The following is a 15,492-nucleotide window of genomic DNA, read 5'->3' on the forward strand; positions in this document are numbered from 1 at the left end:
TCACCGCACGGTCGCGGCGCTCCGGGCGCCGTCGATCAGGATGTCGAGCAGGCTCGGAAAGGTGATCCCGGCCCGGGCCCAGATCCGCGGGTACTGCGACGCGCTGGTGAAGCCCGGAAACGTGTTGACCTCGTTCACCACCGGCTCCGCCGGGTCGCCGCCCCAGTCGCGCATCGCCGGGTGGCGGGGCAACCGGGCGGGGATGTGGTCCGGCGCGGGCAGGAAGAAGTCGACCCGGAGCAGCCCCCGGCAGCCGAGCGCGTGGAAGGCCCGGACCGCCCGCTCCTGCACCAGCCGGGTGGTCGCGGCGTCGAGTGGGGCCGGAATCCGGAATACGGCCCCGCCGTCGTACTTGGCGGCATGGTCGAAGAAGGTGGCGGTCGGCGGGACTTCGACCTCCAGGGGCGGACCGGCCTCGACCCGCCCGTCCGGGTGCTGGAGTACGGCGACGTCGATCTCCCGGCCGGGTACGGCCCGTTCGACGAGGACCTTGGGGTCGGCCTCGCGGGCCAGCCGGAGCGCGGCCGGCAGTTGCCACCACTGGTCGACCCGGGACACGCCGAGGCTGGAGCCGGCCCGGGCCGGCTTGACGAAGACCGGCAGCCCCAGCCGCTGCCGGTCGGCCCGGGACAGCCGCTCGGCGCCCCGCAGCGTCACGCCGGCGGCGACCCGCAGCCCCTCGGCACCGAGCAGTTTCTTGGTGACCTCCTTGTCCATCCCGGCCGCGCTGGCGAAGACCCCGTTGCCGACGTACGGAACGCCGAGCCACTCCAGCATCGACCCGACGGTGCCGTCCTCGCCGTACGGGCCGTGCAGGGCCGGGAACACCACGTCCTGGCCGGCGAGTACCCGCAGCGCCGCCGACAGCGTCACCGGTACGCCGTCGACCTGCCACCGGCCGTCCCGCTCGACGAGTACCTCGGTCACCCGATAGGCGTTGCGGTCGAGGCGGGCGAGGATGCTCGCCGCCGAGCGGCGGGACACCTCGTGCTCGCCGCTGCGCCCGCCGTACAGCACCGCCAACCGGATACTCATCCGAACTCCCTTCGCTCGACGCGGTCATCCGGCACGCATCCACCGGGCCCGCGATCCGCCCACTCATTCGGCTACCGCCCCACCGGCCGGTACCGGCGGGCGACCCGCGCGCCGATGCCGGTCAAGATCTCGTGTGGGCTGGTCCGGGCCCACGCCGCCCACTCCGCCACCGTCGGCCACCCGGCATCGGTCTCCCCCGCCGCACAGCCCGGACCGGCGACGCACCCGCCGCCGGCCGTCCCCGCCGCACAGCCCGGGCGCACGACGCACCCGCCGCCGGTCAGGCACGTTCCCGGGGCCGGGCCGAAGACGACGACCGGGTCACCGATCGCCACGGGCAGGTCTCCGGCATCGACAACACACTGGTCCATCGCAATCCGCCCGACGATCGGCCGCCGGGTGCCGCCCAGCCACACCTCGGCGCGCCCCTCGGCGGCCCGGGGCAGCCCGTCCGCGTAACCGAGCGGCAGCAGTGCCAACGTCGTCGGCCGCTCGGTCACCCGGTCCGGACCGTAGGAGACGCCGGTTCCGGCCGGTACCCGCTTGACGTTCAGCACCGTCGAGCGCAGCGTCATCGCGGCCCGCAGCCGGTACGCCCCGCCGCCGGGCGCGCCGAACGGGTCGACGCCGTACAGCGCCAGTCCGATCCGGCAGAGGTCGTACCGGGTCGCCGGGGCGGCCAGCGCCGCCGCCGAGTTCGCCAGGTGTGCCAGATCCGGCCGCAGTCCGGCGGTCCGGGCGATCCGCCGCGCCTCCTCGAAGGCCGCCACCTGCCGGCCGACCCCCCGACCGTCCAGCGTGTCGGCACCGGCCAGGTGCGACCAGATCCCCCGGACCCGGACGCTCCCCTCGACCTCGTACTTGCGGGCCCAGCCGACCAGATCGGGCCAGTCCACCCGGTTGGCGCCGTTGCGGGACAGCCCCGTGTCGGCCTTGAGCTGGACCGTGGCCGGCCGGCCCGAACGGCTCGCCGCCTCGACGATCGCGTGCAGGTGCGGCACGGTCGAGACGCCCAGGTCGACGTCCGCGCTGATCAGCCGGCCGAAGTCGTCGTCCGGACGGTGCAGCCAGCTCAGGACGGGCCCGGCGAAACCCGCCGCGCGCAGGGCGAGCGCCTCGCCCGTCGAGGTCACCCCGAGCCAGGTCGCGCCGGCCGCCAGCGCGGCCCGGGCCACCGGAACCGCGCCGTGCCCGAACCCGTCGGCCTTCACCACGGCCATCAGCTCGGTCCCGGCGACGCCGGCCACCGTATCCAGGTTGGCCGCGACCGCCGCCAGGTCGACCTCGGCCTCGGCCAGCACGCTCATCCGGGCCGCCCCGGCGGTACGACGTGCGCCAGCCGCCCCACCGGGCGAGGCACAGCCGTGCCGTCGCCGGTGCTGCCGTCGTCCTCGGCGGCCCGACCGTCCGGCGGCCCGACCGGAGCCGTGGCCCGACCCGCCGCCGCCCCGGCGTTCCGCCACCGGGGCCAGGGGCGCCGCCGACGGCCGGCGTAACGTGGCACCGGCAGGTCGAACAGCCAGCCGGCCCCCATGGCCAGCAGTCCTCGGTGCAGCACCAGGGTCAGGGCGAGCAGGGCCGCGGTGAGCAGGAGGGGATAGCCCAGCGCCACCGCGAGCTGTCCGGACCGTCCCAGCCCGGAGAGCGGGCCGAGTAGCGCCCGGTCGGCGAGTGCCAGCAGTGGCAGGTGCAGGACGTACACCGGCAGGGTCCGCCGGCCGAGGGCGGCGAGCGGGTCGCCGACGCGGCGCCACCGGGCCAGCCTCGCGGCGGCGGTGAGGCCGAAGGCCACCGCCGCGGCCGAGACCAGCAGCCACACCCCCGGCCAGCTCTGCGCGCCGGCCCAGGCCATGCCGGCCAGCCCGGCCAGGTAGCCGGCGGCGGTGAGCAGCAGGCGGCGCCGGGTCGCGGTCGCGATCCAACCTGACAGGTACGTCCGCAGGTGCAGGCCGCCGAGGAAGAACACCAGGTTCTGGTAGACACCGCCCCGGTTGCCCGGGGTGGCGAGCAGTCCCGCCGTGCTGGCGGCGGAGAGGCCGGCCGCGGCGGCGAGCAACACCGGCGCGGGGATCCGGCGGGCCAGCTTGGCGATCGCGAAATAGAGCGCGAGGGCGTAGAGATACCAGAGGTTGGACGGGGTGATGGTGAGTTCGGCCAGCAGGCCGGGGACCGAGCTGGCCCGATCGGTCGGGAAGTCCGGCGCGGCGGCGAGCAGCGCGGTGTGGATCAGCAGCCACCCGGCGTACAGGTAGAGGAACCTGGCTGTCCGGGCCCGGGTGACCTGGCGCCACGGCCGGTCCACGGCGTTCGCCGCGAAGAGCCCGGAGATGGCGAAGAACAGCGGCATCCGCAACGGCAGCAACTGCTCGCCCAGCGTCCCCCACACCCCGGGCAGCGGTACGCCGAGATGCCACTCGATCCGCAGGTAGTGCTTGACGATGACGTGCCAGAGCACCACGAGGACGATGCAGGCGCCCTTGGCGACGTCAGCCCAGCGCTCCCGGGACGCCGACGGGACGGCGCCCGGCCGGGCTGGCGGAAGGGGCTCGGAACTCACCCGAGCGAAGGTGCCACCGCCATGTCCGGAGGCGGTCCGCGCATTGTCACGACCAGGTAATAGGTGCCGTCATGTTCTCCGGGCGGTCAGGGCTTGCGGCCGACGCCGACCAGATTGTCCAGCGGACGCGGCAGGCCGGCGGGGCTGGGGTCGGGCCGCCAGCGGGTGACGTCCACCAGGCCCGGCTCGACCAACTCCAGCCCGTCGAAGTAGCTGGCGATCTCCTCCGGGGTACGCATCGCGTACGGCGGGTTGGCCGACTGGTTCCAGATCTTCATCACGTCGTTGAGTTCCGGATTGGTGTCGGCGCCGTCCACGGCCACCAGATAGCTGCCGCTGGGCAGGGCGTCCATGAGCCGGCGTACGACCGCCCGTGCCTCCTCGACGGTGGGCAGGTGGGCCAGGATCCCGGAGAGGATGAGCGCGACCGGCTGGGTGAGGTCGAGGGTACGACCCGCCTCGCGCAGGATCGTCTCGGTGTCGCGGATGTCGGCGTCGATGTAGTCAGTGGCGCCCTCCGGCCCGCTGGTCAGCAGGGTCCGGGCGTGCACGAGTACGAGCGGGTCGTAGTCGACGTAGACGATGCGGGACCGCGGGGCCACCGCCTGGGCCACCTCGTGCGTGTTGTTGGCGGTGGGCAGCCCGGTGCCGACGTCCAGGAACTGCCGGACCCCGGCCTCGCCGGCGAGGTGGCGCACCACCCGGTTCAGTACGGCGCGGTCGGCACGGGCGATCTCGACGATGATCGGAAACGCCTCGGCGATCTCGTCGCCGAGAGCCCGGTCGACGGCGTAGTTGTCCTTGCCGCCGAGCCAGTAGTTCCACACCCGAGCCGTCTGTGGAACGTTGGCGTCAAGCTTCGGCTTGGACGCCTGTTCCTCGCTGGACTGGGGAATCTCCTCGGTCACGAACACGACCCTCCGGTCGGCCGATCGATCTGGCGGGGGCCCGGGAGAGCTCCGGTCACCGGGGTGCCTCGTCGAGGTCGCGGATGATCCGGTCCAGGATCTGGAAGGTGTCCTTGAGCGGCGCGGCCTCGACGAACAGCCGGTTCACCGCCTCGAAGTAGCAGTCGACGTCCTCGCGCTTGTCGAGGTAGAGCGCGCTGGTCAACTGTTCGATGTAGACCAGGTCGGCCAGGTCCTGCTGGGGGAAACGCAGGATGGTGAAGGCGCCGCCGGCCGCGGCGTGCCCACCGGCGGCGAGCGGGATCACCTGGAGCTTCACGTTCGGCAACTTCGTGACGATGCCGATCAGCGCCTCGATCTGGTCCCGCATCACCTGCCGGCCACCGACCGGGCGGCGCAGCGCGGCCTCGTCCACCACCGCCCACAGCATCGGCGGATCGGGACGGCTGAGCAGCTGCTGCCGCTCCATCCGCAGCCGTACCCGGCGGGCGACCTCCTCCTCCCGGGCGGAGCCGTGGCCGAGCCGCACCACCGCCCGGGCGTACTCCTCGGTCTGGAGCAGCCCCGGGACGAACTGGACCTCGTAGGTCCGGATCAGTGTCGCCGTCGCCTCCAGTCCCAGGTACCGCTGAAACCAGTTCGGCGTGACGTCGGCGTACGGATGCCACCAGCTCGACGTGTTGGCCTCGCGGACCCGCGCCAGCAGCATCGCCCGCTCCTGCTCGTCGTGCACACCGTAGAGCGACAGCAGGTCCAGTACGTCGCGCTCCTTGAAGCCGACCCGGCCCAGCTCCATCCGGCTGATCTTCGACTCCGAGGCACGGATCGGCTCGCCCGCTTCCGCCCTGGTCAGTCCCCGTTCCTCGCGCAGTCGTCGTAGTTGGGCCCCGACCAGGATCCGTACGGCCATCGGGCCGTCGCCGGGTCCGTCCGGCTGTGCCGATCCGCTCACCTCACACCTCCGGGTTGCTTCCCGACGCCAAGCATGCCATTGGGTCTTGGCCAGAGCCACCGGCCGGCCACCGTCGGCGATGACCGGACGGACGGGCCGGTCCCTGGTCACCCGGACCCGTTGTGCGATCTTCGCAGGTCACGTTCCTACGGCCGGCGCCGCCCGCAGCCGAGGGCCGGCGCGGCACCGCTCGAAAGTTTTTCGGAGGCCGCCGTCACCCGTTCGGGTGCCGCCACCGCACGGGGTCACACGGTCAACACGATCTTGCCGCGGGCGTGCACGGTCTCGACGAGCGCGATCGCCTCGGCGGTCTCGCGCAGCGGGTACGTCCGCTCGATCATCGGCGTGATCTCCCCCGCCGCCACGAGTCGGGCGAGCTGGTCCAGGTCGTCCACCCTGGTCGTCGCGGTCAGCACGCGCAACCGCTGGCGTACGAACGGTGCGGTCGCCAGGACGCCGGCGAGCAGGGGCAGCGGACCCAGCAGCGGGCCCCCGGTGCCGGTCGAGCAGACGTACACCCCGGTCGGGGTGAGCAGCCGGCGGATGGCGGAGAGGCGCTGGCCGCCCGCGAGGTCGACGACGACGACGAACCGGTCCGGTCCCCGGGTGACGTCCTGCCGGGTGTAGTCGATCACGCGGTCGGCACCGAGCGACCGGACCAGCTCGACGACAGCGCTTTTCCGCCGGAGCGACGGGCAGGCGAGAATGTTCGACGTGGCGGTGACGGGTGCGCAGTTCCTGCGGATGGTGGACAGGCTCGCCGAGGTCGAGCGGGCCCAAGCCCGCGACTACACCTCGTTCAGCGTCCGGGGCAGGCGCTTCGGCTACCACTGGCCCCGGACCAAGACGGTAGGGCTGAAGCAGACGCTCTCCGAGCAGGCGGCGCTGGTCGCCGAGCGGCCGGACGTCTTCGAGGTGCAGTTCACCTCCGGCGGCTTCGGCTGGGTCGTGGTCCACCTGCCCTGGATCGACGCCGACGAGCTCGCCGAACTGGTCCACGAGGCCTGGTGCCTCTCCGCACCCGAAGAACTCGTCGAGCAACACCCGCTCGCCGACCTGAACTGACCCATCCGGCGGGTCACGCCGCACCGGGCCTCGGCGGACTGTTCGTGCTGTTCATCGTGAGTTCCGGCGGGTGTCACGTCGAAAAGTTGGGATGGGCGAGATCAACGGCAACACCGACCGCTCCTGTGGAGGCACCCCACCCATGTCGCAGTCCCCGCTGACGCTGCCCCGTCGGTCCTTCCTCGCCCTCGGCGGTGTCACCGCCGGTGCGGCGGTGCTCGCCGCCGAGCCGGCCTCGGCGACCTCCGCCGACCCGAACGACCGGATCACCCTGCCGGGGTACGTCTTCACGCTCGGCGTCGCGTCCGGCGACCCGACGCCGGACGGCGTCGTGCTCTGGACCCGGTTGGCGCCGGACCCGCTCGCCCTCGACGGGCTCGGCGGGATGCCCGGCCACAGCGTGCAGGTGCGCTGGGAGGTGGCCGAGGACGAGAGGTTCCGCCGGGTGGTGCGGCGCGGAGTCGAACGGGCCGACCCGGGGTGGGCGCACTCGGTGCACGCCGAGGTGCACGGCCTGCGGCCGGACCGGGTGTACTGGTACCGGTTCCGGATCGCCGACCAGGTCAGCCCGGTGGGACGGACCCGTACCGCGCCCGCGCCCAGGACGGCGCTGCGCGCGATGAGCTTCGCGTTCGCGAGCTGCCAGGCGTACACCGACGGCTACTTCACCGCCTTCGCGCACCTGGCCCGGGAGGAGTTGGACCTGGTCGTCCACCTCGGCGACTACATCTACGAGGGCGGCGGCGCCGGCTCGATCGGGCGCGCCCACCTGCCGGCCACCGAGACGTTCTCGCTGACCGATTACCGGATCCGGTACGCCCAGTACAAGCTCGACCCGGCGTTGCAGGCGGCGCACGCCTCCGCGCCCTGGGTGGTGGCCCCCGACGACCACGACGTGGAGAACAACTGGGCCGGCGACCACTCGCAGCCGGACACCGAGCCGGACCAGGACCCGGCCGTGTTCCGGCTCCGCCGGGCCGCCGCCTACCAGGCGTACTACGAAAACCTGCCGCTGCGCAGGTCGTCGATGCCCAGGGGCCCGGAGATGCAGGTCTACCGGCGTCTGCGGTTCGGCGACCTGTTGCAGCTCGACGTGCTCGACACCCGGCGGTTCCGCGACCAGCAGCTCACCGACCCGTCGCTGCGGTGGGACCCGAACCGGCAGATGCTCGGCGCCAAGCAGGAGGCGTGGCTGCTGGCCGGGCTGGCCGCCTCCACCGCCCGCTGGAACGTGCTCGGCAACCAGATCTTCGCGATGGAGGCCGACCACACGGCGGGCGAGGGCGAGAGGTTCGGCATGGACACCTGGGACGGGTACGCCGCCGCACGGCAGCGGCTCTTCGACGGTGTGGTGCAGCGGCGGGTCGAGAACTTCCTGATCGTCACCGGCGACGCGCACCGCAGCGTGGCCGCCGACCTGTTGCTGGACTTCGCCGACCCGAACTCGCGCACGATCGGTACCGAGTTCCTCGGCACCTCGATCAGCTCCGGCGGCAACGGGACGGACATGGACGCGCTCGGCGTGACCTGGCTGGCCGAGAACCCGCACATGAAGTTCCACAACTCGCAGCGCGGCTACCAGGTGTGCCACCTGGGCCGGCACGAGATGCGCACCGACTACCGGGTGGTGCCGTTCGTCGATGCCCCGGACGCCCCGGTCTCGACCCGGGCCAGCGTCTACGTGCAGAGCGGGCGGCCGGGCGTGGCGCACGTCTCGGCGTGACGGCGCTACCGCCCGCCTGACTCGTCCGCAACGCAGCGCGGCGCACACCTTGTCCCGGGTTGAGGAAGCTATACCCGGTCCGGTGTACCGTCCGAGGTGGCGGCTCGGGGTTACGGCCCGGGTCGCCACCACCCCAGCCGTAACCTGGGACGGTCACGATGCACGACGTCGACCCGTACTTCGGGCCACTGCTCCGCCGGCTACGCCGCGAGCGCGGATTGTCGCTGCGCGGTCTCGCACAGCTCGCCCATCGGTCGAAGAGTCACATCCACGAGCTGGAGACCGGGCGGAAGCCGCCGAGCCTCCACGTCGCCCAGCATCTTGACCGTGTACTGGACGCCGACGGCGCGCTGACCGGCTGCCTGACCCCGGCGCGATCAACCCGGGACGAGACCGAGGCAGCATCCCTCGCCCACCTGATCGACACGACCGACGTCGGCACCGACGTGCTCGCTACTGTCGAGCTGGCCGTCGACGACCTGGCGAGCGCGTACGCGACCACCCCACCCGGCCTTCTGCTCGACCCGATCCGCCAGCAGCTCGCCCAGGTCGGCCGGCTCCTCGATGCCCGGACGACGCTCGACCAGCGGCGGCGCCTGCTGGTCGCCGGAGGGTGGCTCAGTCTGCTACGAGCCACGGTGCACATCGACCTACGCCACCGGGGCGCCGCCGCCGCGCACCTGTCGATCGCCGAGCAGATGGCGCAGCAGACCGGACACCGCGAGATCCAGGCGTGGTGCCTGGAGACGGTGGCGTGGGACGTGCTCACCGCAGGCGACTACCGGCGGGCGCTCAACCTGTCCCGCCAGGCACAGGAGGTGGCGCCGCGTGGCAGCTCGGCGTACATCCAGGCGACCGCGCAGGAAGGCCGGGCGTGGGCCCGGATGGGTGACCAGCGGGAGACGCGGCGGACGCTCGGCCGGCTGTCCCGGCTGGTGGCGCCGCTGCCGGTGCCGGACAGACCCGAGCACCACTACCAGTACGACCCCGCAAAGGCGCTCTCGTACACCGCGACAACGCTCGCCTGGGCCGGCGACCCGGCTGCCGAGGACTACGCCCGGGCGGCGGTCGCGGAACTGGACGGAACCGCCCGGCCACGACGTACTGCGTCGGCTCGACTGGATCTCGGCCTGGCGCTGGTCGCCGCTGGGAAGCCGGACGAGGCCAGCGTGACGGCCCAGGAGGCGATCACCTCCGGCCGGGTGGTGGTGTCGAACTGGTGGCGGGCGTCCGAGGTGGTCGCGAGCGTGGAGGCGACCGGGATCAGCGAGGCCCGGGATCTCCGCGACGCCTACGAGGCGTACCGGCCACTGCCGGCGTAGCGGACAGCGCGGCGTCGCAGCGGACGCCGGCGTGCGGGCCGACCCCAGTGCGCGCCAGCGTAGCAGCGGTGACCACCAGCGCGTACGGTCGGAGTCGATGACCTCGTGCGGGAGGTGGCCCACCATGGAGCCTGTCATCGAGCCCGGTACGACCCCGGGCCAGCGGATCAAGCTCTACCGTAAGCGTGCCGGCATCACCCAGGAGGTGGCCGCCCAGCTCAAGGGCTGCACCGTCAGCGCCTGGCGAAAGTGGGAGTCCGGCGAACGCTCCGTCAACAGCATCGGCGACTGGATCGACATCGCCCGGATCCTCAAGGTCCGCGACCTGTACCGGCTGACCGGCCTGCCCGTAGGGCAGCTACCGGACGAGCCGGGCGAGCACGAGAGCGTTGCGCCGATCCGGGCCGCGCTGCTCGCATACGCGCCGTCTCTCGACGGAGCGGAGCCGGATCTCGACGCGCTGAGGCGGTCGATCGCCTGGGGCTGGGACACCTGGTACGGCTCGGGGGAACGGTACACCCGGACCGGGCCCCTGCTCGCCGAACTGATCCACACCACCCGGGCAACCGTTGCCGCGGTCGACGGCGAGCAGCGGCGCGACGCGCTACGGCTGGCGGCCGAGGTGTACCTACTCGTACGGGCCTACGGCAAGCGGCTCGGCGCCTTCGACATCTCGATCCTCGGTGCCGACCGGGCGGTGGCCGCCGCGCACAACGCGGACGATCCGCTGTACCGGGCCAGCGCGGCCTGGCACATGGCGAACGTGCTGAGTGCGACCGGCCACACCGAGGAGTCTGCCGCGCTGTGCCGGGACGCGATCGCCGACCTGAAGGACGTTTCCGGGGTGACCGAGGCTGATCGGCATGTGCTGCTCGGTGCCCTGCATCTGATGCTGGCGGTCCAGGACGCGCGGCTGCGTCGCGACGGCGCGGCGGCGGATGCGCTGGACGTTGCCGAGCGGACGGCGGGGGTGACCGGCGAGACGACCACCCATCATCTGTTCTTCGGGCCGACGAACGTCGGGGTGCACCGGTCGGCGGTGGCGTTGGAGGTGTCCCGCGCCACGGAGGCACTTCGGATCGCGGAGCGCGTCGACATCGAGCAGACGCCCAGTTTGGAACGGCGCCACGCGCACTACTTGCATCTTGCTCGGGCGTACGCGATTCGGCGGGAAGATCTGGCGGCCGGTCACATGCTGCTACGCGCCGACCAGGAGATCCCCGAAGAGTCCAAGCTGAACGTGATGATGCGGGCTGTGTTGCGGGAGTTGCTGGTACGTGAGACCCCGACGACCCGGCCGGTCGTGCGTCCCCTCGCCGAGCGCCTGGGCATCGGCTGATCAGCCCCGACAACTGCCACGCGGTGGGGTACTCCCCCGCGGCGTGACGGTGCTGCGTGCCCGAACCCGTACGGTCCGTTACGGGACGCATCGACACGACCTGTAGCCGTCCGGGCGGACAGGGTTGCGTCCTGGCCGGTCCGGGGCCCCGTCCCCCGGACGCCCCGGGCCGGTGCCGATCAGGTGGAGAGTGGCGCTCCGTGACGTAGCGCTCCGGGGCGCCACGACCGGGAAGGACGGGCATGGACAGCATCGTGGCCCAGCAGCAGACCGACGAGCAGATCATGGCCGAGCATCTCGCCGGGCACCGGTGTGCGGAGTGCGCCCCCCAGGGTGGTTGCATGCGGATGCTCCGGGTCATCCGCCGCCGCCAGGCGTACGCCGACATCCTCGCCGCGTGGACGGGCATCCGGACCGGCCCTGGGCGGCTGGTGTGGTGATCCGGATGGTGCGGCGCTGGCTGACGGTGGAGTGGCCGGTGCCGGTCGAGTGTGCCTTCGCCCGCCTCGTGCTCGGCACGCACGCGCTGCGGGAGTGTGGCCGGTGCGGACCGGACGGCTGCCCGCTCTGGTCGTGGGCGACCGAGGTCCACCGCCGGGAACACGCCGTGCGGGTGCTGCTCGGCGGCACCCTGCCGGCGGCGGTGACGGCCGGCGACGTCCGGGCGGCACTGGAGCGGGTCCGGTGAGCATGGTGCCGGAGAGCGCGCCGGGCCTGGCGATCACCTGGGCGCACCGGATCATCACCGAGCACGCCGAGGGTCGCGGCTGCGGCCAGTGCCGGGCCCGCTGGTGCCCGACCGCCGAGTGGGCACTCTGGGTCGTCGTCACCGAACACACCCCGCCGCCCGGTGAGGGCGGGAAGAAGCTCGTGACCACTGTCGCCCGGCAGGTGCTCACGGCGCACTGGCCGTACGGCGTCGACGGCTGCCGTCCGTGCGGACTGCCGGACTGCACCCGGATGCAGGTCGCCGCGACCTGGCTGGAGGTCGTCCGGGACAACTACCTGCCGCCTGCGGTCCAGGCCCTCCGGCCCACGGCGGTCCCGACCGATGACGACCTGCGCCGCATCACCGGCATGGACTGACCAGAGAAAGAGGAACGTGGTGGTGTATCGAGTCAGGTCCAGCAACAGACGAACGAACTGCGACCAGCCGATCAGCAAACTGTCGCCGACGGAGAGGACGACGACCGACCTCGCCCAAGGTCACCTGCCCGCAATACAGGTAGAGCTTCGGTCACCTAGGTCATAACGAAGGCGACCCCGTCCGATCCCGTAGGGACGACCGAGGCCGCTCGGTGTTCTGGGCCGGTCTCGAACCGGCAACCTCCGCATCATGTCTGGACGCGGCGCCCTCCCTGTTGAGGCCAACAGCCTTGCAGGCTCGGCGGCTCAGCGAGCGCCGGCAGCCGGTTGGTCGTTTCGTTCGCCGCGCTGTCGCGGTGCTCGGCGGCGGTTCGTGGCTGCCCGGCCAGACCAGTATTGCGTAGGAGGGTCCCTATCTGGGTCCGTGATCGTGTAACGCGTCTTTCGATCGCTGCACCGAACCAGCGTCAACTCGACAAGCCTCTGCCCTGTCACGACTTCCAGCTGTGGGATCACGAGCGGCAGGCCGGCGGTGACTGTCGCGATCGCACTCGCAGTCTGCGCTACACCCATGCCGTTGCGCTGGAACCGCACGTGATGGAAGCGAGCCTTCCGCAGAGCATCGCATTCATCGGGATCTTCGAGCTGTCCGACGTCGGCGGTAACAAGGATGTCGTAACCGCGTCGCGCCGTATCCGGTATTAGCTGTAGGTCCCGCTTGCCCTTCCAACCGATCCGTTGGACATGGTCGAACGTGTGCTGGGGCATCATGGATCGAAGCGGTCCCATGATTGGCTCAGGGGTCTGCTCATCAAGAAGGATCTTCATCGGGCTCACGCGGCCCGGTTGTACTCATCCACGTACTACTCAAAGGCAACCGCGCCGGTCACACCGACATCGGTCACAGATGGATAGAAGTAGCGGATCGACCGAGCGTCGAGCCCATCAGCTGCAAGGGCGGAAACGGTGTCGAACGGGATGCGGGTCTGCTCGATGACGGGGTATCCCCGCAAGACTCCCGGATCGATCCGCAGGCCAGGCTTGGGACGCTCCAACGGAACGACGGTAGCGCCCGTCCAACCGACGAACTCCCCGAGAACGTCGTTCATGGTTACGAGCATGTGTTGCCCAGGACGTCGAACGATGTCGATCATCTGGTCGTCCTTGACCCATACGATCGTGTCCCGCTCGGCAACCAGTGTGTAGTTGGAGAGATGATCGAAGTTGTCCAAGTCCTTGAGGTTCGCCACCGCCCTGCGGATCTTCTGCAAGGACACATCGGTGCGAAGCTTGGCCAGTGTGCGAACGGCCAGCAAGTCTCGGAAGCTGTAGCGGATCTTGCCGGGCGCGGCATACTCCGGTAGAAGTACAGGGTTTGGCTGACGACGCCAGTTCCGAAGCTGTCCCTCGCTGGCCCCGCCGAGTGCTGCGGTCAATGCAGAGGTGTACGCCATGTCGTCCGCCTTCCTGCACTCAAGCCTAAACGGAAGCCGAGAGTATCGAGCGAACTACGGTGCGAGTGTCATCCAAACGGACAGCAATGCCGAAAGAGGGCCCCGACCTCTTGGGAAAGGCCGGGGCCGCTCTGTGTAGGGGTGCAACTAAGCAGCTACCGCTGGCCAGACGGCAGGTCCGGTCGTTCCACCCGTACCGGGTTGCCGCGTACGAGTTCGTCGTGGATGCGCCAGCGGGCGGCGGTGACGGCCCGGCCCGCCGCCTGGTCGCCGTCCGCGAGGCGCTGCCGGATCAGTTCCAGGGCGAGGCGGCGGTTCTGGCTGAACTGCCGCTCGGTGTCGACCACCACGACGATCCCGGAGGGACGGTGGGTGGCCCGCACGGCGGTACTGGCCTTGTTCCGGTGCTGCCCGCCCGGGCCACCGGTACGGCAGCCGACGATGTCGACGTCGGACTCCGCGAACGACGTCCGGGGAGCGTCGACCTGGCAGGGGCGGGCGACGACGTACCAGTTCTTCCGGCCGGTGCTCGCCCGGTAGGGGCTCGGTGCCTGCCAGCAGAGGGTGCCGGTCCACGAGCCGGCGAACTCCTCGGCACCGGCTCCGGAGATCTCCACCAGCACCGATCGGTAGGTGCCGGGCCGGTCGCCCGGGACCGTCTCGACCCGCGACGTGCGCAGACCCCGCCGCAGGGCCTCCGCCTCCAACCGGTGGAGCAGTTGGGCGACCGCCCAGGCGCACTCCTGCGGGCCGCGCCCGGCCGAGATCAGCAGGTGGTGCCGGCTCCGCGCCGCGGTCACGACCGCCCCCGGCCGCGGCGGTGGTCGTGGCGATCCCGTCGCCCAGCCGGCCGGGCGTCGCCGCCCCGGTCGACCGTCTTGTACGTCACCAGCGGAACCGTCGTGGCGGCCGGGGTGGCGAGGCCGTGCTCGACCAGGTCCGCGATCACCTGCTCGATCCGCTTGTACGCCGTCGGCGCCTCCTCGAACAGCAGTTGCCGGTCGCCGCAGACCACCAGCGACCCCACCGGGGTACGGCGGAGTTCCTCGACGGTGTGCTTGGCCCGGCCCCGGCGCAGCGCGTCGGCCCGGGACATCTTGCGGCCGGCGCCGTGCGCGACGGAGAAGTTGGCCTGCGGCCCGGAGTGGGCGGCCACCAGATAGGAGCAGGTGCCCCGGGTACCGGCGATCAGCACGTCCCGGCCGTCGCCCGGCGCGGCTCCCTTGCGGTGCAGGTACGCCCCGTCCCGGACCTCGACGAGGTTGTGGCACTGGTCGACGATCGGCTCGGTGGGCTTGGCGCCCAGGGCGTGCAGCACCCGGGCGGCGAGAAGTCGACGGTTGACCGATCCCCAGCGTACGGCGGCGTCGTGCAGTTCGAGGTAGCCGGCCGGGTCGGCGGCGGGGCCCGCACCGTGCCGCTCGGTGTGCGCCCGCAGGATCCGCTCGCCCAGCCCTCGGGATCCACTGTGCACGATCAGTACGAGATCGTCGGCGGCGAGCCCGAGCCGGGCCGTGTGGCCGGGGTCGAGGACGGTCTGGATCCGCGCCAACTCCACGAAGTGGTTGCCCCGGCCCACGGTTCCCAGGCCCTCGAGGTGACCGGCCGGGATCTCGCCGTCCACGACGGCCCAGGCCGGGTCGTCGGCGTCCCGCTCCGGGTCCAGGGCGATGTCGAGGTCGGGGAAGCGGCGGGCGACCTGCTCGGGTACGACCCGCTTCAGTCCGACGGGGAAGACGGCGATGCCGCAGCCGATGTCGGAGCCGACCAGGAACGGGTACAGCACGGTCGACGTCATGGCGGCACCGATCGGGGCACCCTTGCCGGGGTGCAGGTCCGGCATGCCGGCCACGGAGCGCATGCCGTCGAGCGCGGCCACCTGGTGGCACTGGTCGACGGCGTCGGACTCGATCCAACTGCGGGCGGAGGCGAAGACGGTGACGGTGGCGGACCCGGCGGTCGGCGCGGACTCCGGCCGGGACTTCTGCTGCGACAAGGACGCTCTCTTTTCGAGAAAGGCAGGAAAGGACAGGCGCTACGGCTCGCCCGGC

Annotated in this window: 16 protein-coding genes; 7 read left to right on the plus strand and 9 right to left on the minus strand. The window is 71.7% G+C overall.

Annotation, left to right across the window (positions count from 1 at the left end; translation table 11 throughout):
* The 6 genes from AAH979_RS09820 to AAH979_RS09845 form a co-directional block, all read right to left on the minus strand.
* A complete protein-coding gene (locus AAH979_RS09820) occupies positions 1-1,035 on the minus strand; it encodes a D-alanine--D-alanine ligase family protein (protein WP_346257751.1) in 1,035 nt (344 codons plus the stop codon).
* A gap of 71 nt (positions 1,036-1,106) precedes the next feature.
* Positions 1,107-2,342 carry an alanine racemase gene (gene alr / locus AAH979_RS09825; RefSeq protein ID WP_346257752.1) on the minus strand — a complete coding sequence of 412 codons (1,236 nt, stop codon included), beginning with the start codon at positions 2,340-2,342 and terminating at the stop codon, positions 1,107-1,109.
* A complete protein-coding gene (locus AAH979_RS09830; RefSeq protein ID WP_346257754.1) occupies positions 2,339-3,592 on the minus strand; it encodes an acyltransferase in 1,254 nt (417 codons plus the stop codon). The genes alr and AAH979_RS09830 overlap by 4 nt, the downstream gene beginning before the upstream one ends.
* Before the next feature lie 86 nt (positions 3,593-3,678).
* Positions 3,679-4,500 (minus strand): SAM-dependent methyltransferase, encoded by an 822-nt coding sequence (locus tag AAH979_RS09835; RefSeq protein WP_346257755.1) that lies wholly within the window; start codon positions 4,498-4,500, stop codon positions 3,679-3,681.
* A 55-nt stretch (positions 4,501-4,555) separates the two neighbouring features.
* Positions 4,556-5,410, minus strand: a complete 855-nt coding sequence (locus AAH979_RS09840; RefSeq protein ID WP_346257812.1) for a helix-turn-helix transcriptional regulator — start codon at positions 5,408-5,410, stop codon at positions 4,556-4,558.
* 287 nt (positions 5,411-5,697) lie between these two features.
* On the minus strand, positions 5,698-6,207 hold the full coding sequence (locus tag AAH979_RS09845; RefSeq protein WP_346257813.1) for a zinc-binding dehydrogenase: 510 nt from the start codon (positions 6,205-6,207) through the stop codon (positions 5,698-5,700).
* On the opposite strand from AAH979_RS09845, the gene AAH979_RS09850 reads away from it, so the two are divergent.
* From AAH979_RS09850 to AAH979_RS09880, 7 genes are all read left to right on the plus strand, one after another.
* Positions 6,158-6,517, plus strand: coding sequence for an MmcQ/YjbR family DNA-binding protein (locus tag AAH979_RS09850; protein ID WP_346257756.1), 360 nt, complete (start codon positions 6,158-6,160; stop codon positions 6,515-6,517). The two genes, AAH979_RS09845 and AAH979_RS09850, sit on opposite strands and share 50 nt — an antisense overlap.
* 91 nt (positions 6,518-6,608) lie before the next feature.
* Positions 6,609-8,240: an alkaline phosphatase D family protein gene (locus tag AAH979_RS09855; protein ID WP_346257757.1), complete on the plus strand. Its 1,632-nt coding sequence runs from the start codon at positions 6,609-6,611 to the stop codon at positions 8,238-8,240.
* Positions 8,241-8,398: 158 nt separating this feature from the next.
* Positions 8,399-9,562, plus strand: a complete 1,164-nt coding sequence (locus AAH979_RS09860) for a helix-turn-helix domain-containing protein (RefSeq protein ID WP_346257758.1) — start codon at positions 8,399-8,401, stop codon at positions 9,560-9,562.
* 124 nt (positions 9,563-9,686) lie between these two features.
* Complete coding sequence (locus AAH979_RS09865; protein ID WP_346257759.1) at positions 9,687-10,901, plus strand: helix-turn-helix transcriptional regulator; 1,215 nt, start codon at positions 9,687-9,689, stop codon at positions 10,899-10,901.
* A gap of 242 nt (positions 10,902-11,143) precedes the next feature.
* The gene (locus AAH979_RS09870) at positions 11,144-11,341 is read left to right on the plus strand and encodes a hypothetical protein (protein ID WP_346257760.1); all 198 of its coding nucleotides are present in this window, start codon (positions 11,144-11,146) and stop codon (positions 11,339-11,341) included.
* A complete protein-coding gene (locus AAH979_RS09875; RefSeq protein ID WP_346257761.1) occupies positions 11,299-11,589 on the plus strand; it encodes a hypothetical protein in 291 nt (96 codons plus the stop codon). The genes AAH979_RS09870 and AAH979_RS09875 overlap by 43 nt, the downstream gene beginning before the upstream one ends.
* The gene (locus AAH979_RS09880) at positions 11,586-11,987 is read left to right on the plus strand and encodes a hypothetical protein (RefSeq protein WP_346257762.1); all 402 of its coding nucleotides are present in this window, start codon (positions 11,586-11,588) and stop codon (positions 11,985-11,987) included. The genes AAH979_RS09875 and AAH979_RS09880 overlap by 4 nt, the downstream gene beginning before the upstream one ends.
* An 863-nt stretch (positions 11,988-12,850) precedes the next feature.
* Here the strand turns inward: AAH979_RS09880 and AAH979_RS09885 are convergent.
* The 3 genes from AAH979_RS09885 to AAH979_RS09895 form a co-directional block, all read right to left on the minus strand.
* Complete coding sequence (locus AAH979_RS09885; protein ID WP_346257763.1) at positions 12,851-13,441, minus strand: DUF433 domain-containing protein; 591 nt, start codon at positions 13,439-13,441, stop codon at positions 12,851-12,853.
* 155 nt (positions 13,442-13,596) lie between these two features.
* Positions 13,597-14,241: a peptide chain release factor H gene (gene prfH / locus AAH979_RS09890; RefSeq protein WP_346257764.1), complete on the minus strand. Its 645-nt coding sequence runs from the start codon at positions 14,239-14,241 to the stop codon at positions 13,597-13,599.
* The gene (locus tag AAH979_RS09895; RefSeq protein ID WP_346257765.1) at positions 14,238-15,437 is read right to left on the minus strand and encodes an RNA ligase RtcB family protein; all 1,200 of its coding nucleotides are present in this window, start codon (positions 15,435-15,437) and stop codon (positions 14,238-14,240) included. Before AAH979_RS09895 ends, prfH begins: the two co-directional genes overlap by 4 nt.
* Between the last annotated feature and the right edge of the window lie 55 nt (positions 15,438-15,492).

It is taken from the genome of Plantactinospora sp. ZYX-F-223, assembly GCF_039649625.1.
In the GTDB taxonomy this organism is placed as follows: Bacteria; Actinomycetota; Actinomycetes; order Mycobacteriales; family Micromonosporaceae; genus Plantactinospora.

Excerpts from the sequence above, each read along its gene's own strand:
- AAH979_RS09820 (WP_346257751.1), bottom strand. The coding sequence starts at position 1,035 with ATGAGTATCCGGTTGGCGGTGCTGTACGGCGGGCGCAGCGGCGAGCAC.
- alr (WP_346257752.1), bottom strand. The coding sequence starts at position 2,342 with ATGAGCGTGCTGGCCGAGGCCGAGGTCGACCTGGCGGCGGTCGCGGCC.
- AAH979_RS09840 (WP_346257812.1), bottom strand. The coding sequence starts at position 5,410 with ATGGCCGTACGGATCCTGGTCGGGGCCCAACTACGACGACTGCGCGAG.
- AAH979_RS09850 (WP_346257756.1), top strand. The coding sequence starts at position 6,158 with ATGTTCGACGTGGCGGTGACGGGTGCGCAGTTCCTGCGGATGGTGGAC.
- AAH979_RS09855 (WP_346257757.1), top strand. The coding sequence starts at position 6,609 with ATGGGCGAGATCAACGGCAACACCGACCGCTCCTGTGGAGGCACCCCA.
- AAH979_RS09860 (WP_346257758.1), top strand. The coding sequence starts at position 8,399 with ATGCACGACGTCGACCCGTACTTCGGGCCACTGCTCCGCCGGCTACGC.
- AAH979_RS09865 (WP_346257759.1), top strand. The coding sequence starts at position 9,687 with ATGGAGCCTGTCATCGAGCCCGGTACGACCCCGGGCCAGCGGATCAAG.
- AAH979_RS09870 (WP_346257760.1), top strand. The coding sequence starts at position 11,144 with ATGGACAGCATCGTGGCCCAGCAGCAGACCGACGAGCAGATCATGGCC.
- AAH979_RS09885 (WP_346257763.1), bottom strand. The coding sequence starts at position 13,441 with ATGGCGTACACCTCTGCATTGACCGCAGCACTCGGCGGGGCCAGCGAG.